This is a genomic window from Solibacillus cecembensis (assembly GCF_050272495.1).
Classification (GTDB): Bacteria; Bacillota; Bacilli; order Bacillales_A; family Planococcaceae; genus Solibacillus; species Solibacillus cecembensis.
This window is the reverse complement of record NZ_JBNNMF010000011.1, coordinates 1-16,790: the sequence shown is the minus strand read 5'-3', so window position 1 is coordinate 16,790 and position 16,790 is coordinate 1. Positions and strand designations below refer to the sequence as shown.

Below are 16,790 nucleotides of genomic sequence, written 5' to 3'. Positions count from 1 at the left end.
CTTTTCTTGATGTTCTATTAGTTCGATTAACTAAACTAGTTTTCTTCTATAAGCATTTGAAGCTGACAATTATAGTTTTCTGTATCAAAAAAATCATTAAATAACTCTACTTCAATACAGCTTTTAACATTTATATTTTTTGCTTTTATATACTTAATTATTTTGCTTATACTTTCCTTCTCATCGTCCTTACTATAGGCTATGGTTACATACTTCCCCTTAGGTATTATCATTACACTGTCATCGACTTCTATCCTTTGATTTTGCCTTAGTCCATTAAACACATATTTCGGTTCTGTATTCCCATTCATATCAAAACTATATATTATGCCTCGCTCCATCGTCATTTCTAAATTTTTCTCTGTTATAACTTTGTCTAAATCAGAATAAGAAAGTAACTCTTTTAAACTCCCTACTTCTTTACATGGAGAAAAAATTATGTACCGCTCTTCTAAAACTTCAATATTTACTTCATTATTATTTAATATATCCTTACAATGTTCTACAAAAACATTAATATCATCAATATTTGCAATTACTTCTTTCATCTTATTAATATTTTCTTGTGCTTCATGCTTCTTTATTTTTAGAAACTCTAATAATCCGTCCGTATTACATTTCCTAAAAACTTCTTGTAGTTCCGCAATGCTAACACCGATTACTCTGCACCCTTTAATAATATCAATCGTAATAAATTGGTCTATGGAATAATATCTAAAACCTGTAGTATCATCAATATATTTAGGTATAAGAATGCCCACCTTATGATAATATCGTAACGCTTTTATCGTAATTCCTTTGATTTTAGCAACTTCTCCAATAGAAAATAAATTTCCGATTACAAACATCTCCTCTCAAGTACTTTATTATAGACTCTCCCCTTAGAGTATATTTTATACTTTCTATTAGCTAGTAATGATAGCGTACAAAATTCTAATATTTGAAAAGGTCGTGTATATAACATGGATAATTTAACATATAGAGAGTTAGCAAATAAAGATCATGAACGTGTGAAAGAAATGATTCGTGATGCATTTGGATTTGGTGAGTTTATTGAGGATAAGAAGTTTTTGGATTCTATATTAAATATGTATCTCCATATGTGTATTTTAGATAGTTCCTTTAGTAAAGTTGCTGTAAAAGATAACAAGGTCATCGGTATTATTTTAGGTAGTGCAAAAAAGGATAAGATTCGCCTTCCTAAATCTCGTAGCCTTTTAATCATGGTCTCTACATTATTCAAAATAATGATCACAAGCAAAAAGAATAAAAAATTATTTAAAGCATTTTCAAAAATTCAAGGTATTTATAAAGAACTTATCCAAGGAAAACAGGATTCTTTTCAAGGATGTATTCAATTATTTATTGTATCTGAAGAATCTAGAGGGCTTGGGGTTGGTAAAAGTTTGATAGCGGATGTATCTTTTTATATGCAAAGTATGGACGTAGAATCTATGTATCTATATACAGATACTAATTGTAACTACGGGTTTTATGATAGCCAAAACTTTAAACGCTTAAATGAAAAGGAAATTTATATGGATGCAGCTAAAGAAAAATTTACTGTATTTTTATATGGCTACGACTTTAATTGATTTTAAATACAGTAATCTAACATTCGGCTACTATCAATGAAGAGGAACTTAATAGCCTGCACCAGATACAATTACTATTTAAAAAGCCGTGCCGAAAATCCTAATAAAAATCAGATTTTCGGCACAGCTACAACAATAAATTGTCTTATGAAAGATGTATAGATATCTATTGTAGTCTATCTAGCTAACATGAACTTTGTTACTGAAGAGAGCTCGCTAGCCCTTTCTCCGTTCCTAATTAAAACACCATATATTCTGTCAGTCTCGCCTTAAGTCCTCGTTCAAAGACAAGGTTTCCGTTCATATAGGTTTTCAATACTTTAGCCTTTAGTAATTCTTCTGGATTCAATTCGAACAAATTATCATCTAAAACAATAAAATCTGCTTTTTTCCCAACTTCGATGGATCCAACTTTCTCTTCCAGCCCAAGCTGATAAGCACCATTTATCGTATAGCCTTTAATTAACGTTTCAAGCGAAATTTTCTCCTCTACTGGAGGTAATACGTCCTTATCTTCGCTCCAAACATCTTGTCTCGTTAAACCAACTGCCATATTATTGAACGGATTAGCACCAGCGAAGAATGCACTAGCTGGAAAATCACTACCGAAACTTAGTGGGACGCCCGCACGATCAACACTATTCAAAAGCATTTGTTTTTCATATCGCTCTTCGCCCAATGTATCAAGCGTGCCTTCACTCGGAGTAGCCCAAATAGGTGTTGTTTGTACTACGACATCTTTCAAATTAGTTAATCTTTCTATCGCCTGATCTGAATAAATTTGCACATGGCCAATAGATTTTCTTGTTGGCGTATTCCCTTTATTTGATTGTAAATACTCAAAAGCCTCAAGCGAATTGTTCAGCGCCTTATCCCCTATGGCATGTATATGGGTGTTGAATCCAGCTTCGTCAATTTGCGTTACGAATGATTTTAACTCATCAACTGGGAATAGAACATGACCATTCGATCCATCACTGTATGGTTGCTCCATTGCAGCAGTTTTCCCCTCAATTGTCCCATCATAATGAATCTTCATCGTATTTACATCGACCAATTCCGAGTCGTACTTCTCTTGAAGCTTCTTTAATGATTCTACCGCAGTAGGGACAACGGTAGGCGATTGTACCATATAACTACCCGAGATACGAAACGGAAGTAGGCCCTTCTTCTCAAGCTGGCTAAGTCCCTCGAACCCTTCATTTTCTAATCCCATCATCCCTGCATCATAGACTGTTGTAATGCCGAGTTGAGAGATTACAGGGAATAAACTTTCTCCCCCGCTAACTACAGTATCCTCCGTGACCACTGACAGTTTTCTCAAAAGAGGGTTATATGCCTGGGATTCCATAAGCAACCCCGTTGGATTTCCGTTACTATCTCTTACAAAATAGTGGGCTCCCGGAATAGGGTCAGGTGTATCTTTATTAATACCACCGACCTCCAGTGCTTTACTATTGACCCAAGCCGTGTGACCTCCCTCATCGAGAATGAATATCGGACGTTCACTATCAATTTTATCTAAATCAGCAGCAGTGGGCTTATCATTTCCGAATACTAATAAATCGTATCCCATAGCTGTTATTACTGGCAAATCTTTGTTTTTGTCCGCATGTTTTTTGAGCGTCTCCAAGACATCTGCCTTCTTCATGCTAGGATCCACTTGTACGATATCCGATAGAGCAGCGGCTATCGTAGGATGCGCGTGAGAATCAATAAATCCAGGTAAAATCATCTTACCCTTTAGATTATGTACTTTCGTATCTTTATCAATGTACTCCTCAGCATCGGTTGTACTTCCTACGAATATGATATTATCTCTCTCGACTACCATCGCTTCCGCCCATGGTTGCTTGGAATCTACAGTATAAATTTTCGTATTGATAAAAGCTTCTTTCTCATGTTGTGCTGGCACCTTAAAATAAGAATAAGCAAGATACCCTACTACTGCAATTAGTAACAAAAGTACGGCAAGCGATACCTTTGTCATGGTCTTCATTGTTTTCATTACATCAAACTCCATTTCAAACACTTATTCGTAATTCTAAACAAGGTGTTTATTTGTTATTTTCTGATACAATACCGTTCATTATCGTATCAATTAATGACTGGATACCTTCATCTGTTGTAATTTGATTGGCAAGTAGAAATCGGTGGTCTAAAAGTTCACGCAATAAAACATTCATCATTTTGATCAAAAGCGTTACATTAATAGGACGGATACTTCCGTTTTCTATCCCTTCTTCCAAGACCTGCTTAACAAAATTCCATTCGTCATCAAGATACTCTGTGATTCTCTTCCATTCTTTGGGGTGATATCGTTTCAATTCTTCTAAAAATCTCGGATTAACAACAACACTTTTTTGAGGCATAATCGCTAATATCGCTTTTAATTTATCAACCGTAGCTAATGTTGTATCATGATAAATTTGCTCCTCTTTTACTGCTACCTCTTCCAAAATACGACTGACGATTGTAGCGACAATTTCCTCCTTTGAAGAAAAATGTTCATAGAGCGTTCGTTTACTTACTCCTAATGCGCGGGCCAAATCACTCATTGTAAACTTTAAGCCCTTTAAATTTATTTCTTCAATGGCTGCTTCCAAAATTCTTATGTACATACGGCCTCCGTCCCACTGGTACTCAAAAGGTTTTTCCGGTACCAGCAAATCGAATTATACCCTTCGAAATGTACAGTGTCAAAGTAGTTCCTGGGACAAAAACCTCAATTTCAGCGCAGGAATGGAATTCAGGCATCTGGATAGGCTAGATTAAAATGTACATATAGATTCCAAAATCTCAATAAATAATCTGCAGGATTGCAAATACAATTTTTACAGTTAACTATAATTCAAAAAGCTGTACTGAAAAATCCAATGAGATTCGGATTTTTCAACACAGCTACTTTTTATCTATTAATAAATCAAACCAACTCCAACCAAGCCACAGCTTCACAATGCGTCGTATGCGGGAACATATCAACCGGCTGTACTTCCTGCGTCTTATACCCGCCATCTTCTAAAATGCGTAGGTCGCGAGCTAGTGTTGCTGGGTTACAAGAAACGTAGACAACACGTTTTGGTTTTTGCTCGATAATTGTTTGAAGCAGTGCCTCGTCACAGCCTTTACGTGGTGGATCGACTACTAACACGTCTGCTTCTTTTCCTTCTTTATACCAGCGAGGGATAACTTCTTCTGCTGGGCCGGCCTCAAAATACGTGTTTGTAAAGCCATTAAGTTCTGCATTGCGCTTGGCATCTTCAATTGCTTGTGGCACAATTTCAACGCCCATTACATGCCCTGCTTGCTGCGCTAAAAATAAAGAAATAGAGCCGATACCGCAGTACGCATCAATGACACGTTCATTTCCTGTTAGCTGTGCATAGTCAAGCGCTTGCTTATATAGTACCTCTGTTTGGAGCGGATTTACTTGATAGAATGAACGTGCCGAAATTTCAAAGCGCACATTACCAATCGTATCTTCAATCGTATCCTTGCCCCAAAGCGTAATTGTTTCATTGCCAAAAATGACATTTGTTTTTTCACCATTAATATTTTGGACAATCGATGTAACATTTGGTACAAGCTCGCGAAGCATTTCAATTGCTGCTTCTGCTTGTGGGAATTTGCGTGATTTTGTGACAAGTACAATCATCACTTCTCCCGTTGCGCGTCCTTTACGTACAACAACATGGCGCAGCATGCCTCGATTTGATTGCTCATCATATGGTCGAATGCCTAAAGTCGCTAATTTCTCTTTAAAATCAGCCATCATAACATCGGCTTCATCTGTTTGAATTAAGCAACGTTCCATATCGACAATCGCATGAGATTTCATTTTATAGAAGCCTGCCACTGTTTGTCCCGAATCGCCTAATCCAAAAGGAATTTGTGATTTATTACGATAATGCCAAGGCTCGTCCATTCCTTTTACAGGAAGTACGGGTGCGTCAATTTTCCCTAAACGCTTCATTACATTGGCAACCATGTTTTGCTTCCATTTTAATTGTCCTTCATAAGAAAGATGCTGTAATTGGCAGCCGCCGCATTGTGCGAAATATTCACATGGTGCATCTACTCGGTCCGGTGATTTTTCAGTAATGTCTATAATTTTAGCAAAGCCATAATTTTTCAATGTTTTTACTACATGTACTTCCATCGTTTCACCAGGTAGTGCCCCTTGAATGAAGAGCGGGTAGCCATTTATTTTTGCGACACCATTGCCATCATGTGTTAAATCTTCTATATAAACTGTCGTACGGTCATTTTTATTAATTGGTGCAGTCATTTCATATTCGTCCTCTCGTTTTTCAATTCTTTTATTGTACCATGTGAACGACCTTTTGCACGCTTAACCCGCATTTACGAATAGTAAAAAACCTCCCTTTCACACTTGTTTATGCGTGAAGGGAGGCGCTCGTTATTGTTTGTTACTTAATTTATCTTTCGGTGCTGTATAAAATGCAATAAATAATGCGAGTATGACGACGATAAATGGTGCGACAAAAATTAGAAATTCGCTCAATGTTGCTCCCTCCTATACATGCTCATCATGGATTCCTCGAACATAGTCTTTATTAAATACAAACAGTTTGAATAATAAAATGAGTGACGGAATTAATAGAGCCGCGCCCAATATAAACACGATAATTAATGCAATCGCCATTTCTTTATTCGTGAAGCTATCATGAATCGTCAAATACGGATACAATAAATACGGGTAATGTGAGATACCGTATGCAAAGAAGGCTAACGCAAATTGGCTAAATAGTAAAATGACCATCATACCGTAGTTTCTCTTCATCCATAATAACCATGTCGTAACAAAAAAGAGAATAGCCGAAATCGCAAATAACCACCATACACTAACCATTTTTTCAAAGCGGAATGGATTATGCCCGCGAAACTCAATAATAATTCCAACCGCGGAAATTGCAAGTGGTGCCGACCAAATTAATGCAAATTTGCGCATTAAATTCGAAGCTTTATGATCCCTTGCTTTGTGCGCATACCATGTTAAAAACACCGCTGAAATATAAAGCACAGCAACAATACTTAAAACGACAATACTCCACGTTAACGGACTCGTAAATAACGCCTTATAATTCAACTGGGGATAGTTGTTGACCATTTCCACAAATCCGCCCTCAGAAATGGTGAATACGACCGAAAATGAAGCAGGTATTAATAATCCAGCTAACCCATAAGCTGTGGCATAACCTTTTTGCCCCGCCATTCCATACGATTCAAACGCATAATAGGCACCGCGAATGGATAACAGGATTAATGAAATACTGACTGGCACAAGTAAAATCGTGCCATAATAAAAGGCAGTTTGCGGAAAAAAACCGACCATCCCAACAAAGAAAAATACGAGAAAGACGTTCGTTACTTCCCACACAGGTGATAAATAACGTTTAATGACATCACTTAAAATATCCGAGCGATTCGTTAACACACTATATGCATTATAAAATCCAGCACCAAAGTCAATGGAAGCGATAATAACGTAGCCGAAAAGAAAAGCCCACAGTACACAAATTCCAATAAGCTCTAAACTCATACGAAGTCCCTCTCTTTCCTTTTCGCTATTTCATTTTCAATTGGATTGTTTTTAAACATGCGTTTCAATGCGAGAATACTACCAATGGCTAAGATAAAATAAAGTCCCGAGAACAAAATTAACATGAGGTCGACATATTCACTCGTTGTTGCACCCTGTTCTGTTCGCATAATCCCTCGCAATAACCAAGGTTGTCTTCCTACCTCAGCTAGCCACCACCCTAATTCAATGGCAATGACTGATAATGGTCCTCCCGCGACAACAATCCACCTGAACCATTTCGTTTGGATAAACGCCCAGCCGCGCCATAATGCAAGTAAATAGACGAGAGAAAGTGCCACCATAAACATCCCAATCATCACCATGCTATCAAATAAATAATGAATATAGTATGGCGGATGTTCGTCTACGGGGAACTGATCGAGTCCAATCACCTCTGCTGTTGGATTATTATGTGCCAAAATACTTAAAGCATATGGAATTTTCAATGCATATTTCACTTCACCATCATCCAGTACACCGAGCAATACAAGCGGTGCATTCGGTGTCGTTTCAAAATGCCATTCTGCTGCCGCCAGCTTCTCTGGCTGGTACTCCGCTAAATATTTCCCCGAAAAGTCACCGACAATTGCCGTAGCAACCGCAAATATAAAGCCTAATTTCATCAGTAAATAAAGTGATTTCTTATGATATTCATGCTTTGAGCCGCGCAATAAACGGTATGCTGCAATGGATGCTAGTAAAAATGCACAAGTCATATACGCAGTCAGTAATACATGCGCTACTTTCGTTGGCATAGCTGGGTTGAACATTGCGACAAGTGGCTGAATATTGATGAGCTGTCCATCTACAATATCGAAACCTTGTGGTGCATTCATAAACGCATTTAACACGGTAATAAATACTGCAGACATCGATGCCCCGATTGCTACTGGAATAAGTAATAACATATGTTTTTTTTGATTTTCAAAACGATCCCATGTGTATAAATAAATACCTAAAAATATCGCCTCAAAAAAGAACGCAAATGTTTCCATGAACAGTGGCAACGCAATTAATTGACCTGCCACTTGCATAAAGTTCGGCCATAATAACGATAATTGTAGACCGATTACAGTACCTGTCACGACGCCAACCGCAACGGTAATTACAAAACCTCTCGCCCAACGTCTCGCCATTAAAATATAGTGTTCATCATTATTTTTAATCCCAATCCATTGAGCAATCATAATTAAAATTGGAACACCAACGCCAATCGTCGCGTAAATAATATGAAATGATAGCGTAACTTCTGTTAAAATACGACTCCAAAATACCGCAGAATCATTGATCACTTTATTATCTCCTTTCATTAATCAAATTCATTTCATAATTTGTAACATCCGCCTCTACTCCAAAAAAAAAGTACTCATTCCTTTACTATACCCATCCCATAACATTTCGAACGCATAATTTCAGCAATATTCATGTACAGAAAAAAAGCCTGTAAAGACATTATGTCCTCACAAGCTCTAATTGATTAGCGTATTAGATTCTATCTTCTTCACGAATTTCATTGATTGGTACAAATACTTCAATATGGCGCTTTAAATTTTGGAATACCGCCGGAACATCCCCTCCGTACTCACCGTCTAAATTTAAGTGCACCTCTTCATCAGAAGTCACTTTGACACGGCTCGCTTTACGATAAATCACGCGTTCATCATTCAAATGCTCGCCACGTAAAGCAAGTGACGCAATTCGAATAAAGTCAGCAATATTACATTCCTTTAAAATCATGACCGTAAATAATCCGTCATTAATCGATGCATCTGGAGCAATTTTTTCAAAGCCACCTACAGAGTTCGTTAATCCACATAGGAACATCATGGCATTGCCATCATACACTTCGTCGTCCATTTCAATTTTCATATGCGTTGCTTTAATGGAAGGAATCATTTCAATCCCTTTTAAATAATAAGCTAACTGCCCTAGCATTGTTTTCATTTTACTTGGCACTTCGTATGTCAGCTCAGTAATCCTTCCTCCAGCGGCAATATTAATGAAATAACGTTCACCATTTAATATTCCCACATCAACTGGAATTGTTTCACCAGCAAGTATAATGTCTACTGCTTCATCAATTTTACGTGGAATATGGACAGCTCGTGCAAAATCATTCGTCGTTCCCATTGGAATTAATCCAAGTTTCGGTCGTTTTTCGCATTGACTGACTCCTGCAACCACTTCATTTAATGTCCCATCACCACCAACAGCAATGACAATATCGAACTCACGACTTACTGCTTCCATTGCTGCTTTCGTTGCATCTCCCGCACCTGTTGTTGCATGGCATGATGTTTCATACCCTGCTATTTCTAGTTTTTCTAATACTTCTGGTAAATGTTTTTTAAAGATTTCGCGACCAGAAGATGGATTATAAATAATTCTCGCTCGTTTCATTATTATCGCATCCTGATTTAATATTTTTCATCTTAGTACACTTTTCCAACCTGTTAAAAGTATACTGTTGAATGTTTCAAAATTGCAACTGCTGCTTGTTATTGTAGTTTCATTCTTTTTAATTATACGTTCTAATCACAAATAAGTTCCTACTATTATAATATAGTAGGAACCTCCATTCATACGTTCTATTTTTATAAGATTGCTGCTACGGTCTTTTTAAAATCTTCATATACATAAACCCACATTTGAGGATTTTCTGTATATTGTGTACGGAAGTTTCCATACATCGCTTTTTGTGCTTCTTCAAAATTAGGGTCTTCTTTATCTGGTAGCTCTGCGCGACTTTCCATAACGAATTGCTGTAATTGTGGTGCACGCGGTCCCCATTGTCCAACTACTTCTCCCGCTTCATTTAATAGAACATAAATCGGGATCGCTCGTCCACCATTTGTTAAATAGCGATCGATTAAATCGGTATCGGCATCACGCAATGCTGTGCGAATTTCAACATTAGCAGCTTCTGCAACTTTTCGAATAACTGGATTGTTTAGCATCGCATCGCCACACCAATCTTCAGTGATTGCTAAAATATGAATGTTGGCATTTTTTAATTGTTCGATAAACGGATCTTCCAGTTGCACTTCAAAGCCTTCATATATAGTAAAACTTGGCTCTTTTAGCTGCGACATATCTTCCATGTAACTTTTCATGTCTTTGCTTTCTTCAAAGTATTGCTGTTCTGTTTTCATTTCAATTCCCTCCTTATACGTATAAATCTATTTTGACGCTTTTAATGGAAAAATGGAAGATTAATTATGCCGAATCATCATTTTATCTAGAATCACAAAAGTTTGAATATTTGATGATTCCAGATAAAATGTGTCTATTTTGTGACAGATTTAAATATTATGAATATTCATAATATAAATCCTTATTTAGCATTTTTCTCTTGATTTCTAAGTAATTTGAGGTGTGAATAGTATATATGAAAACTATTTTTAAAATATAGTGAAAATCTTAGATTATTCTTAATTATTAGACTTATTCGATTTCACACTTTTTTTGCTAAATAGTCTTTTTTTTTAAATAATATTTTGCTATATTGAATTAACGCACCAAAATATTATCAGAAAATTTAATTTACATGATTTTCTAGGGGGACTATTTAATGAAGTATAACAAAGTGGTATTACCAGCAATGGCTCTTTCTCTATCTGCATTTTTAGCAGCATGTGGCAGCGATGAAGGTACAAAAGACACAGACAAAAATGCATCAGGTGAAGTTTCAAAAGATTTAAATGTATTAATTACATCTGAACCACCTAAATTACATCCACAGTTAGCAACAGATACAACTTCTGGAGTAATTATCGAAAACGCATTTGAAGGTTTAACAACAACTGTGAATGGCGAACCGATTTTAGCAGCTGCCGAAGACTATAAAGTTTCTGATGACCTACTTACTTACACATTTACGTTGCGTGATGCGCAGTGGTCAAATGGGGAGCAAGTAACTGCTGAAGACTTTGCCTTTGCATGGTTATGGGGTTTAAATCCAGAAAACGCTTCTGAATATGCATCAATCCTTTATGCAATTAAAGGTGCAGAAAACTATAATAACGGATTAGGTACTGCTGAAGAAGTTGGGGTTAAAGCGATCGATGAAAAAACGCTTGAAGTTACTTTAGAAGCGCCTACTCCTTATTTCTTAGAGTTAACAGCTTTCAAAACTTTCTTCCCAATCCACAAAGCAACAGCTGAAGCGAATCCAAATTGGTTCACAGAAGCAGATTCTTATGTATCAAATGGTGCATACAACTTAGCATCTTGGAAACACTCAAGCGAAATCGTATTAGAAAAACGCGATACGTATTGGGATGCTAAAAATGTAGAAATCGAAACAGTAAACGTTGCAATGGTTGAGTCTGAAACGACACAAATGACAATGTTTGATAATGAAGAAATTGACTTCTTAGGCGCACCATTCGGCGGAATCTCTCTTGATTCAATCGAACGCTTAAAATCTGAAGATAAATTAAACGTATCTGATTTATCAGGTGTTTACTGGTATAAATTCAATACGAAAGATAATGTAATGCAAAACGAAAATATTCGTAAAGCGTTATCTTTATCAATCGACCGTAAAGGTTTAGTGGAAAACATTACTAAAGGTGAGCAAGAGCCAGCACTTGGTGTAGTTCCAAACTCGGTTGCAGGTTTCGGCAATGATGAAGGTTACTTCCAAGATGCAAACTACGATGAAGCTAAAAAATATTTAGATGCGGGTCTTAAAGAATTAGGTCTTGCAAGCGCTGCTGATTTAGAAATTAAAGTTTCTTATAACACTTCTGAATCACACTCAGCAATTGCACAATTCATCCAACAAGGTTGGACGAAGAACTTAGGTATCAAAATTAAGCTTGATAATGCTGAATGGCAAGTATATTTAGACAAAATCAACAATGGCGATTTCCAAGTTGGTCGTATGGGTTGGTCTGCTGACTACAACGATGCTTACTCATTCTTAGAAATGTACAGCAGTGCAGAAAATGGCAATAACCAAACTGGCTGGAGCAATCCAGAGTATACGAAGTTACTTAAAGAATCTACTACAGAAACAGATTCTGCTAAACGTTTAGAAAAATTACTAGAAGCTGAAGCTATTTTTATGGAAGAAATGCCAGTAGCTCCTATCTACTTCCAAACAAACTTAAATGTTGTTGCGGATAAAGTTAAAAATATGGCTCCTAATGCATTAGGTAGCATCAATCTTAAATACGTTGACATTCAAAACGTTGAAGAGGACAAGAAATAACATCTTGTAAACCTCATAAAATAACTCATGTAAATACATGAGATGCTTGTCTTTTTCAAGTAGGAAGGCTGCTGAAACAATCATTTGTTTCGAGCAGCCTTTCCTGCTATATAAGAATTTTCAAAATAGTATAACTTAATTTCTGTAGGGGTTTTCTACCATTAATATAGTAGCAACTTTGGCTAAAAAAGCCGAGATGTAATTAATAAAGGAGGTAAGGACATTGGTAAAATTTATTATTAAACGATTACTTTATATCGTTTTAGCAATGTATTTAATTATTACAGCGACATTCTTCTTAATGCAGCTTGCACCAGGTAGTCCATTCGCGAGTGAACGAGACCTACCACCTGCAATTGAAGAACAACTAAACGCAAAATATGGACTAGATAATCCTTGGTATATCCAATATAAAGATTATTTAGTTGATACGATTACTTTTGATTTTGGTGAATCGATGAAGTACACAGGACGATCAACAAATGACATCATTGCTGAAGGTTTCCCTGTATCTCTTGCTTTAGGTCTTCAAGCAATGATTTTGGCAATTGGCCTTGGGATTTTACTAGGTGTCATTTCCGCCCTGTACCACAACAAATTTGCAGACTATGCGGCTACGATTTTTGCCGTTTTAGGGATTTCGGTTCCGTCATTTATTTTGGCTGGATTGCTCCAATATTATTTATCTTTCAAGTTAGGAATGTTCCCGGTAAGCGGTTGGAAAGGTTTCGCTTATACGATTTTACCGTCGTTTGCGATTGCCATTACACACGCAGGCTTCATCGCCAAATTAACGCGTTCAAGCATGTTAGAACAGAACAATAGTGAGTACGTGAAACTAGCTCGTGCAAAAGGTCTTGGCAAATGGACAGTTGTGTTCAAACATACACTGCGTAATGCACTTTTACCAGTAGTGACATACTTAGGTCCTCTTTTTGCAGGAGTTATTACAGGTAGTTTCGTAATCGAGCAAATCTTTGCCGTTCCTGGACTTGGTCGCCACTTCGTAACAAGTATTACGAACCGTGACTATACAGTAATTATGGGAACTACTGTGTTCTATTCACTTATTTTATTATTTGCTGTATTAATTGTAGATATTTTATATAGCGTCATTGACCCACGTATTAAATTGAAAGGAGCGAAAAAATAATGAATTTAGACAAAAAGCAAATTCCAAAAATTGCACCTGAAATGTTTGAAGTGGTCGGAAATCAATCGCAGGAAACTGATGCACTTGCAAAAAAACAAGTGTCCTTTTGGAAGGAAGTATTTTATCGCTTCTCTCATAATAAACTGGCGATTGTTGGCTCAATCATATTAATCTTCATTGCATTAATGGCGGCTTTTGCTCCAGTATTTTCATCTTACAACTATGAAGAAAGTGTAGGATTATATAATAGTGCACCATCTGCTACACACTGGTTTGGTACAGATGACCTTGCTCGTGACATATTTGTTCGTGCATGGGAAGGCGCTCGAATTTCACTATTTATCGGTATTACTGCTGCGATCATCGATTTAATTATCGGTGTATTATGGGGGAGTATTGCTGGTCTTGCAGGTGGACGTGTCGACAACATAATGATGCGTATCGCTGACGTGTTAACTGCCATTCCTTATTTACTTGTTGTTATTATTTTACTTGTAGTTATGGAACCTGGTTTAGTGCCAATGATTATTGCCCTGTCAATTACCGGTTGGGTGAATATGGCGCGTATCGTTCGAAGTGAAGTGCTAAAAATTAAAAACCAAGAGTACGTATTAGCTGCTCGTACGTTAGGTGCAAACAATTGGCATATTATTAAGCGCCACCTGGTTCCGAATGCGATGGGTGCGATTTTAGTAACAATGACAATGACAATTCCAAGTGCAATTTTCACAGAAAGTTTCCTAAGTTATTTAGGTTTAGGCGTTCAAGCTCCTTTAGCCAGCTGGGGTACAATGGCCTCTGAAGGTTTCAAGGCTTTAACATCTGCTCCGTGGCGATTACTGTTCCCTGCCATATTAATCTCAGTAACAATCTTTGCGTTTAATGCAGTTGGAGACGGGCTCCGTGACGCACTTGATCCGAAATTACGTAAATAAGGAGAGTGTACGATGAAGAAAAAAGTATTAGAAGTAAAAGACTTACGTATTAATTTCAAAACGTACGCTGGTGTAGTCCAAGCCGTACGAGGTGTAAGTTTCGAGTTGTTTGAAGGGGAAACTTTAGCCATCGTTGGAGAATCTGGTTCTGGTAAATCGGTAACGAGTAACGCTTTAATGAAGTTAATTCCACAGCCACCTGGTATTTATGCAGGTGGACAAATTAATTTCAATGGCAAAGACATTATCCCTTTAACAGAAAAAGAAATGATGTCGGTCCGCGGAAATGATATCGCGATGATTTTCCAAGATCCGATGACTGCTTTAAACCCAACAATGCGTATCGGTAAGCAAATTACGGAAGTGTTATTAAAGCATAAAAAAGTGAATTCACGCGACGCGGCAAAAGTACGTGCAATTGAATTGCTAGACCAAGTAGGTATCCCTTTCCCAGAGAAGCGTTACCGCGCATACCCACATGAATTATCTGGTGGGATGCGTCAACGTATTGTTATCGCAATTGCCCTTGCTGCTGATCCGAAGCTATTAATTGCAGACGAGCCGACTACTGCTTTGGACGTAACGATTCAAGCTCAAATTTTAGAGTTAATGAAAGAAATCCAAAAGAAGTCAAACACTTCGATTATTTTCATTACCCATGATTTAGGTGTTGTGGCGAATATCGCAGACCGCGTTGCCGTCATGTACGCTGGACAAATTGTAGAGTATGGCACAGTAGAAGATATTTTCTACAATCCTCAACACCCTTATACTTGGGGTTTACTTGGTTCAATGCCAGATTTAAACAATAGTTCAGATGAGCTATTACGTGCAATTCCAGGCTCACCACCAAACTTAATCGATCCACCAAAAGGCGATGCATTTGCCCCTCGTAATGAGCAGGCAATGAAAATTGACTTTGAAATGGAACCGCCAATGTTTAAAATATCGGATACACACTCTGCGAAAACATGGCTTTTACACCCGGATGCACCAAAAATGCCACTCCCTGATGCAATAGCACGCCGCATCAAAGGCTATGAACTGGAGGGCAAAGCAAATGGCAAATAAAATTTTAGAAGTACAAGGCTTAAAACAACATTTCGGTACAGCAAAAGATCCGATTAAAGCAATTGATGGTATTAGCTTTGATGTTTATGAAGGGGAAACTTTAGGATTAGTTGGAGAGTCTGGCTGTGGTAAATCAACAACTGGTCGCTCTATTATCCGCCTTTATGACATTACGGAAGGGCAAATTACGTTCAAAGGTCGCAATATTTCAGAGCTCAAATCACGTAAAGATTTAATGCAGTTTAACCGTGAAATGCAAATGATTTTCCAAGATCCATATGCATCGTTAAACCCACGTATGACTGCTGGTGAACTTATTGCAGAAGCTTTTGATATTCATGGTCTTTATAAAAATAAAGCAGAGCGTCGTGAAAAAGTTGGTTCATTACTTGAATCAGTAGGTTTAACACGTGAGCATGCATACCGTTATGCACATGAATTTTCTGGTGGTCAACGTCAGCGTATCGGCATTGCCCGTGCCCTTAGCTTAGACCCTAGTTTCATCATTGCGGACGAACCGATTTCAGCACTGGACGTTTCGATTCAAGCGCAAGTTGTTAACTTATTGAAGCAACTTCAAAAAGAGCGTGGCTTAACGTATTTATTTATTGCCCATGATTTATCAATGGTTAAATACATTTCTGACCGTATTGCCGTAATGTATCGCGGAAAGATTTTAGAACTTGGCTCAGCGGATGAGATTTACAATAATCCAATCCACCCTTATACAAAATCATTACTATCAGCGGTTCCTCAACCAAACCCTGAGTATGAGCGCAATCGTGTACGCATTCCATACAAACATACAGAACACGATCCTGCTGCAAAAGTAATTGAAGCTCGCCCTGGTCACTTCGTCTTCGGTACAGAAGCACAAGCGAAAGAATGGGCTAAATAATTCGCTACAAACGTTAAAAGCACATCTCGTATGAAACCGAGATGTGCTTTTCTTATTTAATCAATTACGCCTTGGCGTAATTGCGTCCGGTTTTTTTTCGAGCTTGCTCGAAAACTCCCCTAAAAATCTGTGACATCCGCCGGGAGCTTTAACTTGATTCAGCCGAGTTTAAACCCACACTGTAATTAGGTCACTCTCGGCATTCATCCCCCACTTATATGAGGGCACTGAAAAACTTGCGTTTTTTATATCCCATTGGCGAACGTAAATTAAAAAAGACGCTATTTTGTTCGATTCGAACAAAATAGCGTCTTT

At 37.5% G+C, this 16,790-nt stretch carries 15 protein-coding genes; 6 read left to right on the top strand and 9 right to left on the bottom strand.

Annotation, left to right across the window (positions count from 1 at the left end; genetic code table 11):
* Nucleotides 1-35: 35 nt before the first annotated feature.
* Nucleotides 36-848: a MerR family DNA-binding transcriptional regulator gene (locus tag ACQKIH_RS11140; RefSeq protein WP_057984793.1), complete on the bottom strand. Its 813-nt coding sequence runs from the start codon at nucleotides 846-848 to the stop codon at nucleotides 36-38.
* A 114-nt stretch (nucleotides 849-962) separates the two neighbouring features.
* On the opposite strand from ACQKIH_RS11140, the gene ACQKIH_RS11135 reads away from it, so the two are divergent.
* Nucleotides 963-1,595 carry a GNAT family N-acetyltransferase gene (locus ACQKIH_RS11135; RefSeq protein WP_057984794.1) on the top strand — a complete coding sequence of 211 codons (633 nt, stop codon included), beginning with the start codon at nucleotides 963-965 and terminating at the stop codon, nucleotides 1,593-1,595.
* A 238-nt stretch (nucleotides 1,596-1,833) separates the two neighbouring features.
* Here ACQKIH_RS11135 and ACQKIH_RS11130 read toward each other — a convergent pair whose 3' ends face one another.
* The 8 genes from ACQKIH_RS11130 to ACQKIH_RS11095 form a co-directional block, all read right to left on the bottom strand.
* Nucleotides 1,834-3,429: an amidohydrolase gene (locus ACQKIH_RS11130; RefSeq protein ID WP_427765948.1), complete on the bottom strand. Its 1,596-nt coding sequence runs from the start codon at nucleotides 3,427-3,429 to the stop codon at nucleotides 1,834-1,836.
* A gap of 223 nt (nucleotides 3,430-3,652) precedes the next feature.
* On the bottom strand, nucleotides 3,653-4,216 hold the full coding sequence (locus ACQKIH_RS11125) for a TetR/AcrR family transcriptional regulator (protein ID WP_427765945.1): 564 nt from the start codon (nucleotides 4,214-4,216) through the stop codon (nucleotides 3,653-3,655).
* 302 nt (nucleotides 4,217-4,518) lie between these two features.
* Nucleotides 4,519-5,883 carry a 23S rRNA (uracil(1939)-C(5))-methyltransferase RlmD gene (gene rlmD, locus ACQKIH_RS11120; RefSeq protein WP_427765943.1) on the bottom strand — a complete coding sequence of 455 codons (1,365 nt, stop codon included), beginning with the start codon at nucleotides 5,881-5,883 and terminating at the stop codon, nucleotides 4,519-4,521.
* A gap of 132 nt (nucleotides 5,884-6,015) precedes the next feature.
* Entirely contained in the window at nucleotides 6,016-6,120 is a 105-nt protein-coding gene (cydS, locus tag ACQKIH_RS11115) for a cytochrome bd oxidase small subunit CydS family protein (RefSeq protein WP_427765940.1), read from the bottom strand.
* A gap of 12 nt (nucleotides 6,121-6,132) precedes the next feature.
* Nucleotides 6,133-7,158: a cytochrome d ubiquinol oxidase subunit II gene (locus ACQKIH_RS11110; RefSeq protein WP_427765937.1), complete on the bottom strand. Its 1,026-nt coding sequence runs from the start codon at nucleotides 7,156-7,158 to the stop codon at nucleotides 6,133-6,135.
* Nucleotides 7,155-8,492, bottom strand: a complete 1,338-nt coding sequence (locus tag ACQKIH_RS11105) for a cytochrome ubiquinol oxidase subunit I (RefSeq protein ID WP_427765935.1) — start codon at nucleotides 8,490-8,492, stop codon at nucleotides 7,155-7,157. Before ACQKIH_RS11105 ends, ACQKIH_RS11110 begins: the two co-directional genes overlap by 4 nt.
* Before the next feature lie 193 nt (nucleotides 8,493-8,685).
* Complete coding sequence (locus tag ACQKIH_RS11100) at nucleotides 8,686-9,600, bottom strand: diacylglycerol kinase (protein WP_057984806.1); 915 nt, start codon at nucleotides 9,598-9,600, stop codon at nucleotides 8,686-8,688.
* Between the two features lie 194 nt (nucleotides 9,601-9,794).
* Nucleotides 9,795-10,352 carry a thioredoxin family protein gene (locus ACQKIH_RS11095; RefSeq protein ID WP_057984808.1) on the bottom strand — a complete coding sequence of 186 codons (558 nt, stop codon included), beginning with the start codon at nucleotides 10,350-10,352 and terminating at the stop codon, nucleotides 9,795-9,797.
* 419 nt (nucleotides 10,353-10,771) lie between these two features.
* Here ACQKIH_RS11095 and ACQKIH_RS11090 point away from each other — a divergent pair, with 419 nt between their 5' ends.
* The 5 genes from ACQKIH_RS11090 to ACQKIH_RS11070 all read left to right on the top strand — a co-directional run bounded on the left by ACQKIH_RS11090 (nucleotide 10,772) and on the right by ACQKIH_RS11070 (nucleotide 16,475).
* Nucleotides 10,772-12,418: a peptide ABC transporter substrate-binding protein gene (locus ACQKIH_RS11090; protein ID WP_057984810.1), complete on the top strand. Its 1,647-nt coding sequence runs from the start codon at nucleotides 10,772-10,774 to the stop codon at nucleotides 12,416-12,418.
* Nucleotides 12,419-12,641: 223 nt separating this feature from the next.
* Nucleotides 12,642-13,571, top strand: coding sequence for an ABC transporter permease (locus tag ACQKIH_RS11085; protein WP_427765931.1), 930 nt, complete (start codon nucleotides 12,642-12,644; stop codon nucleotides 13,569-13,571).
* Nucleotides 13,571-14,506 (top strand): ABC transporter permease, encoded by a 936-nt coding sequence (locus ACQKIH_RS11080; RefSeq protein WP_057984813.1) that lies wholly within the window; start codon nucleotides 13,571-13,573, stop codon nucleotides 14,504-14,506. The genes ACQKIH_RS11085 and ACQKIH_RS11080 overlap by 1 nt, the downstream gene beginning before the upstream one ends.
* Before the next feature lie 12 nt (nucleotides 14,507-14,518).
* Complete coding sequence (locus tag ACQKIH_RS11075) at nucleotides 14,519-15,577, top strand: ABC transporter ATP-binding protein (protein WP_427765927.1); 1,059 nt, start codon at nucleotides 14,519-14,521, stop codon at nucleotides 15,575-15,577.
* Nucleotides 15,567-16,475: an ABC transporter ATP-binding protein gene (locus ACQKIH_RS11070; RefSeq protein ID WP_427765924.1), complete on the top strand. Its 909-nt coding sequence runs from the start codon at nucleotides 15,567-15,569 to the stop codon at nucleotides 16,473-16,475. The genes ACQKIH_RS11075 and ACQKIH_RS11070 overlap by 11 nt, the downstream gene beginning before the upstream one ends.
* The last annotated feature ends 315 nt before the right edge of the window (nucleotides 16,476-16,790 follow it).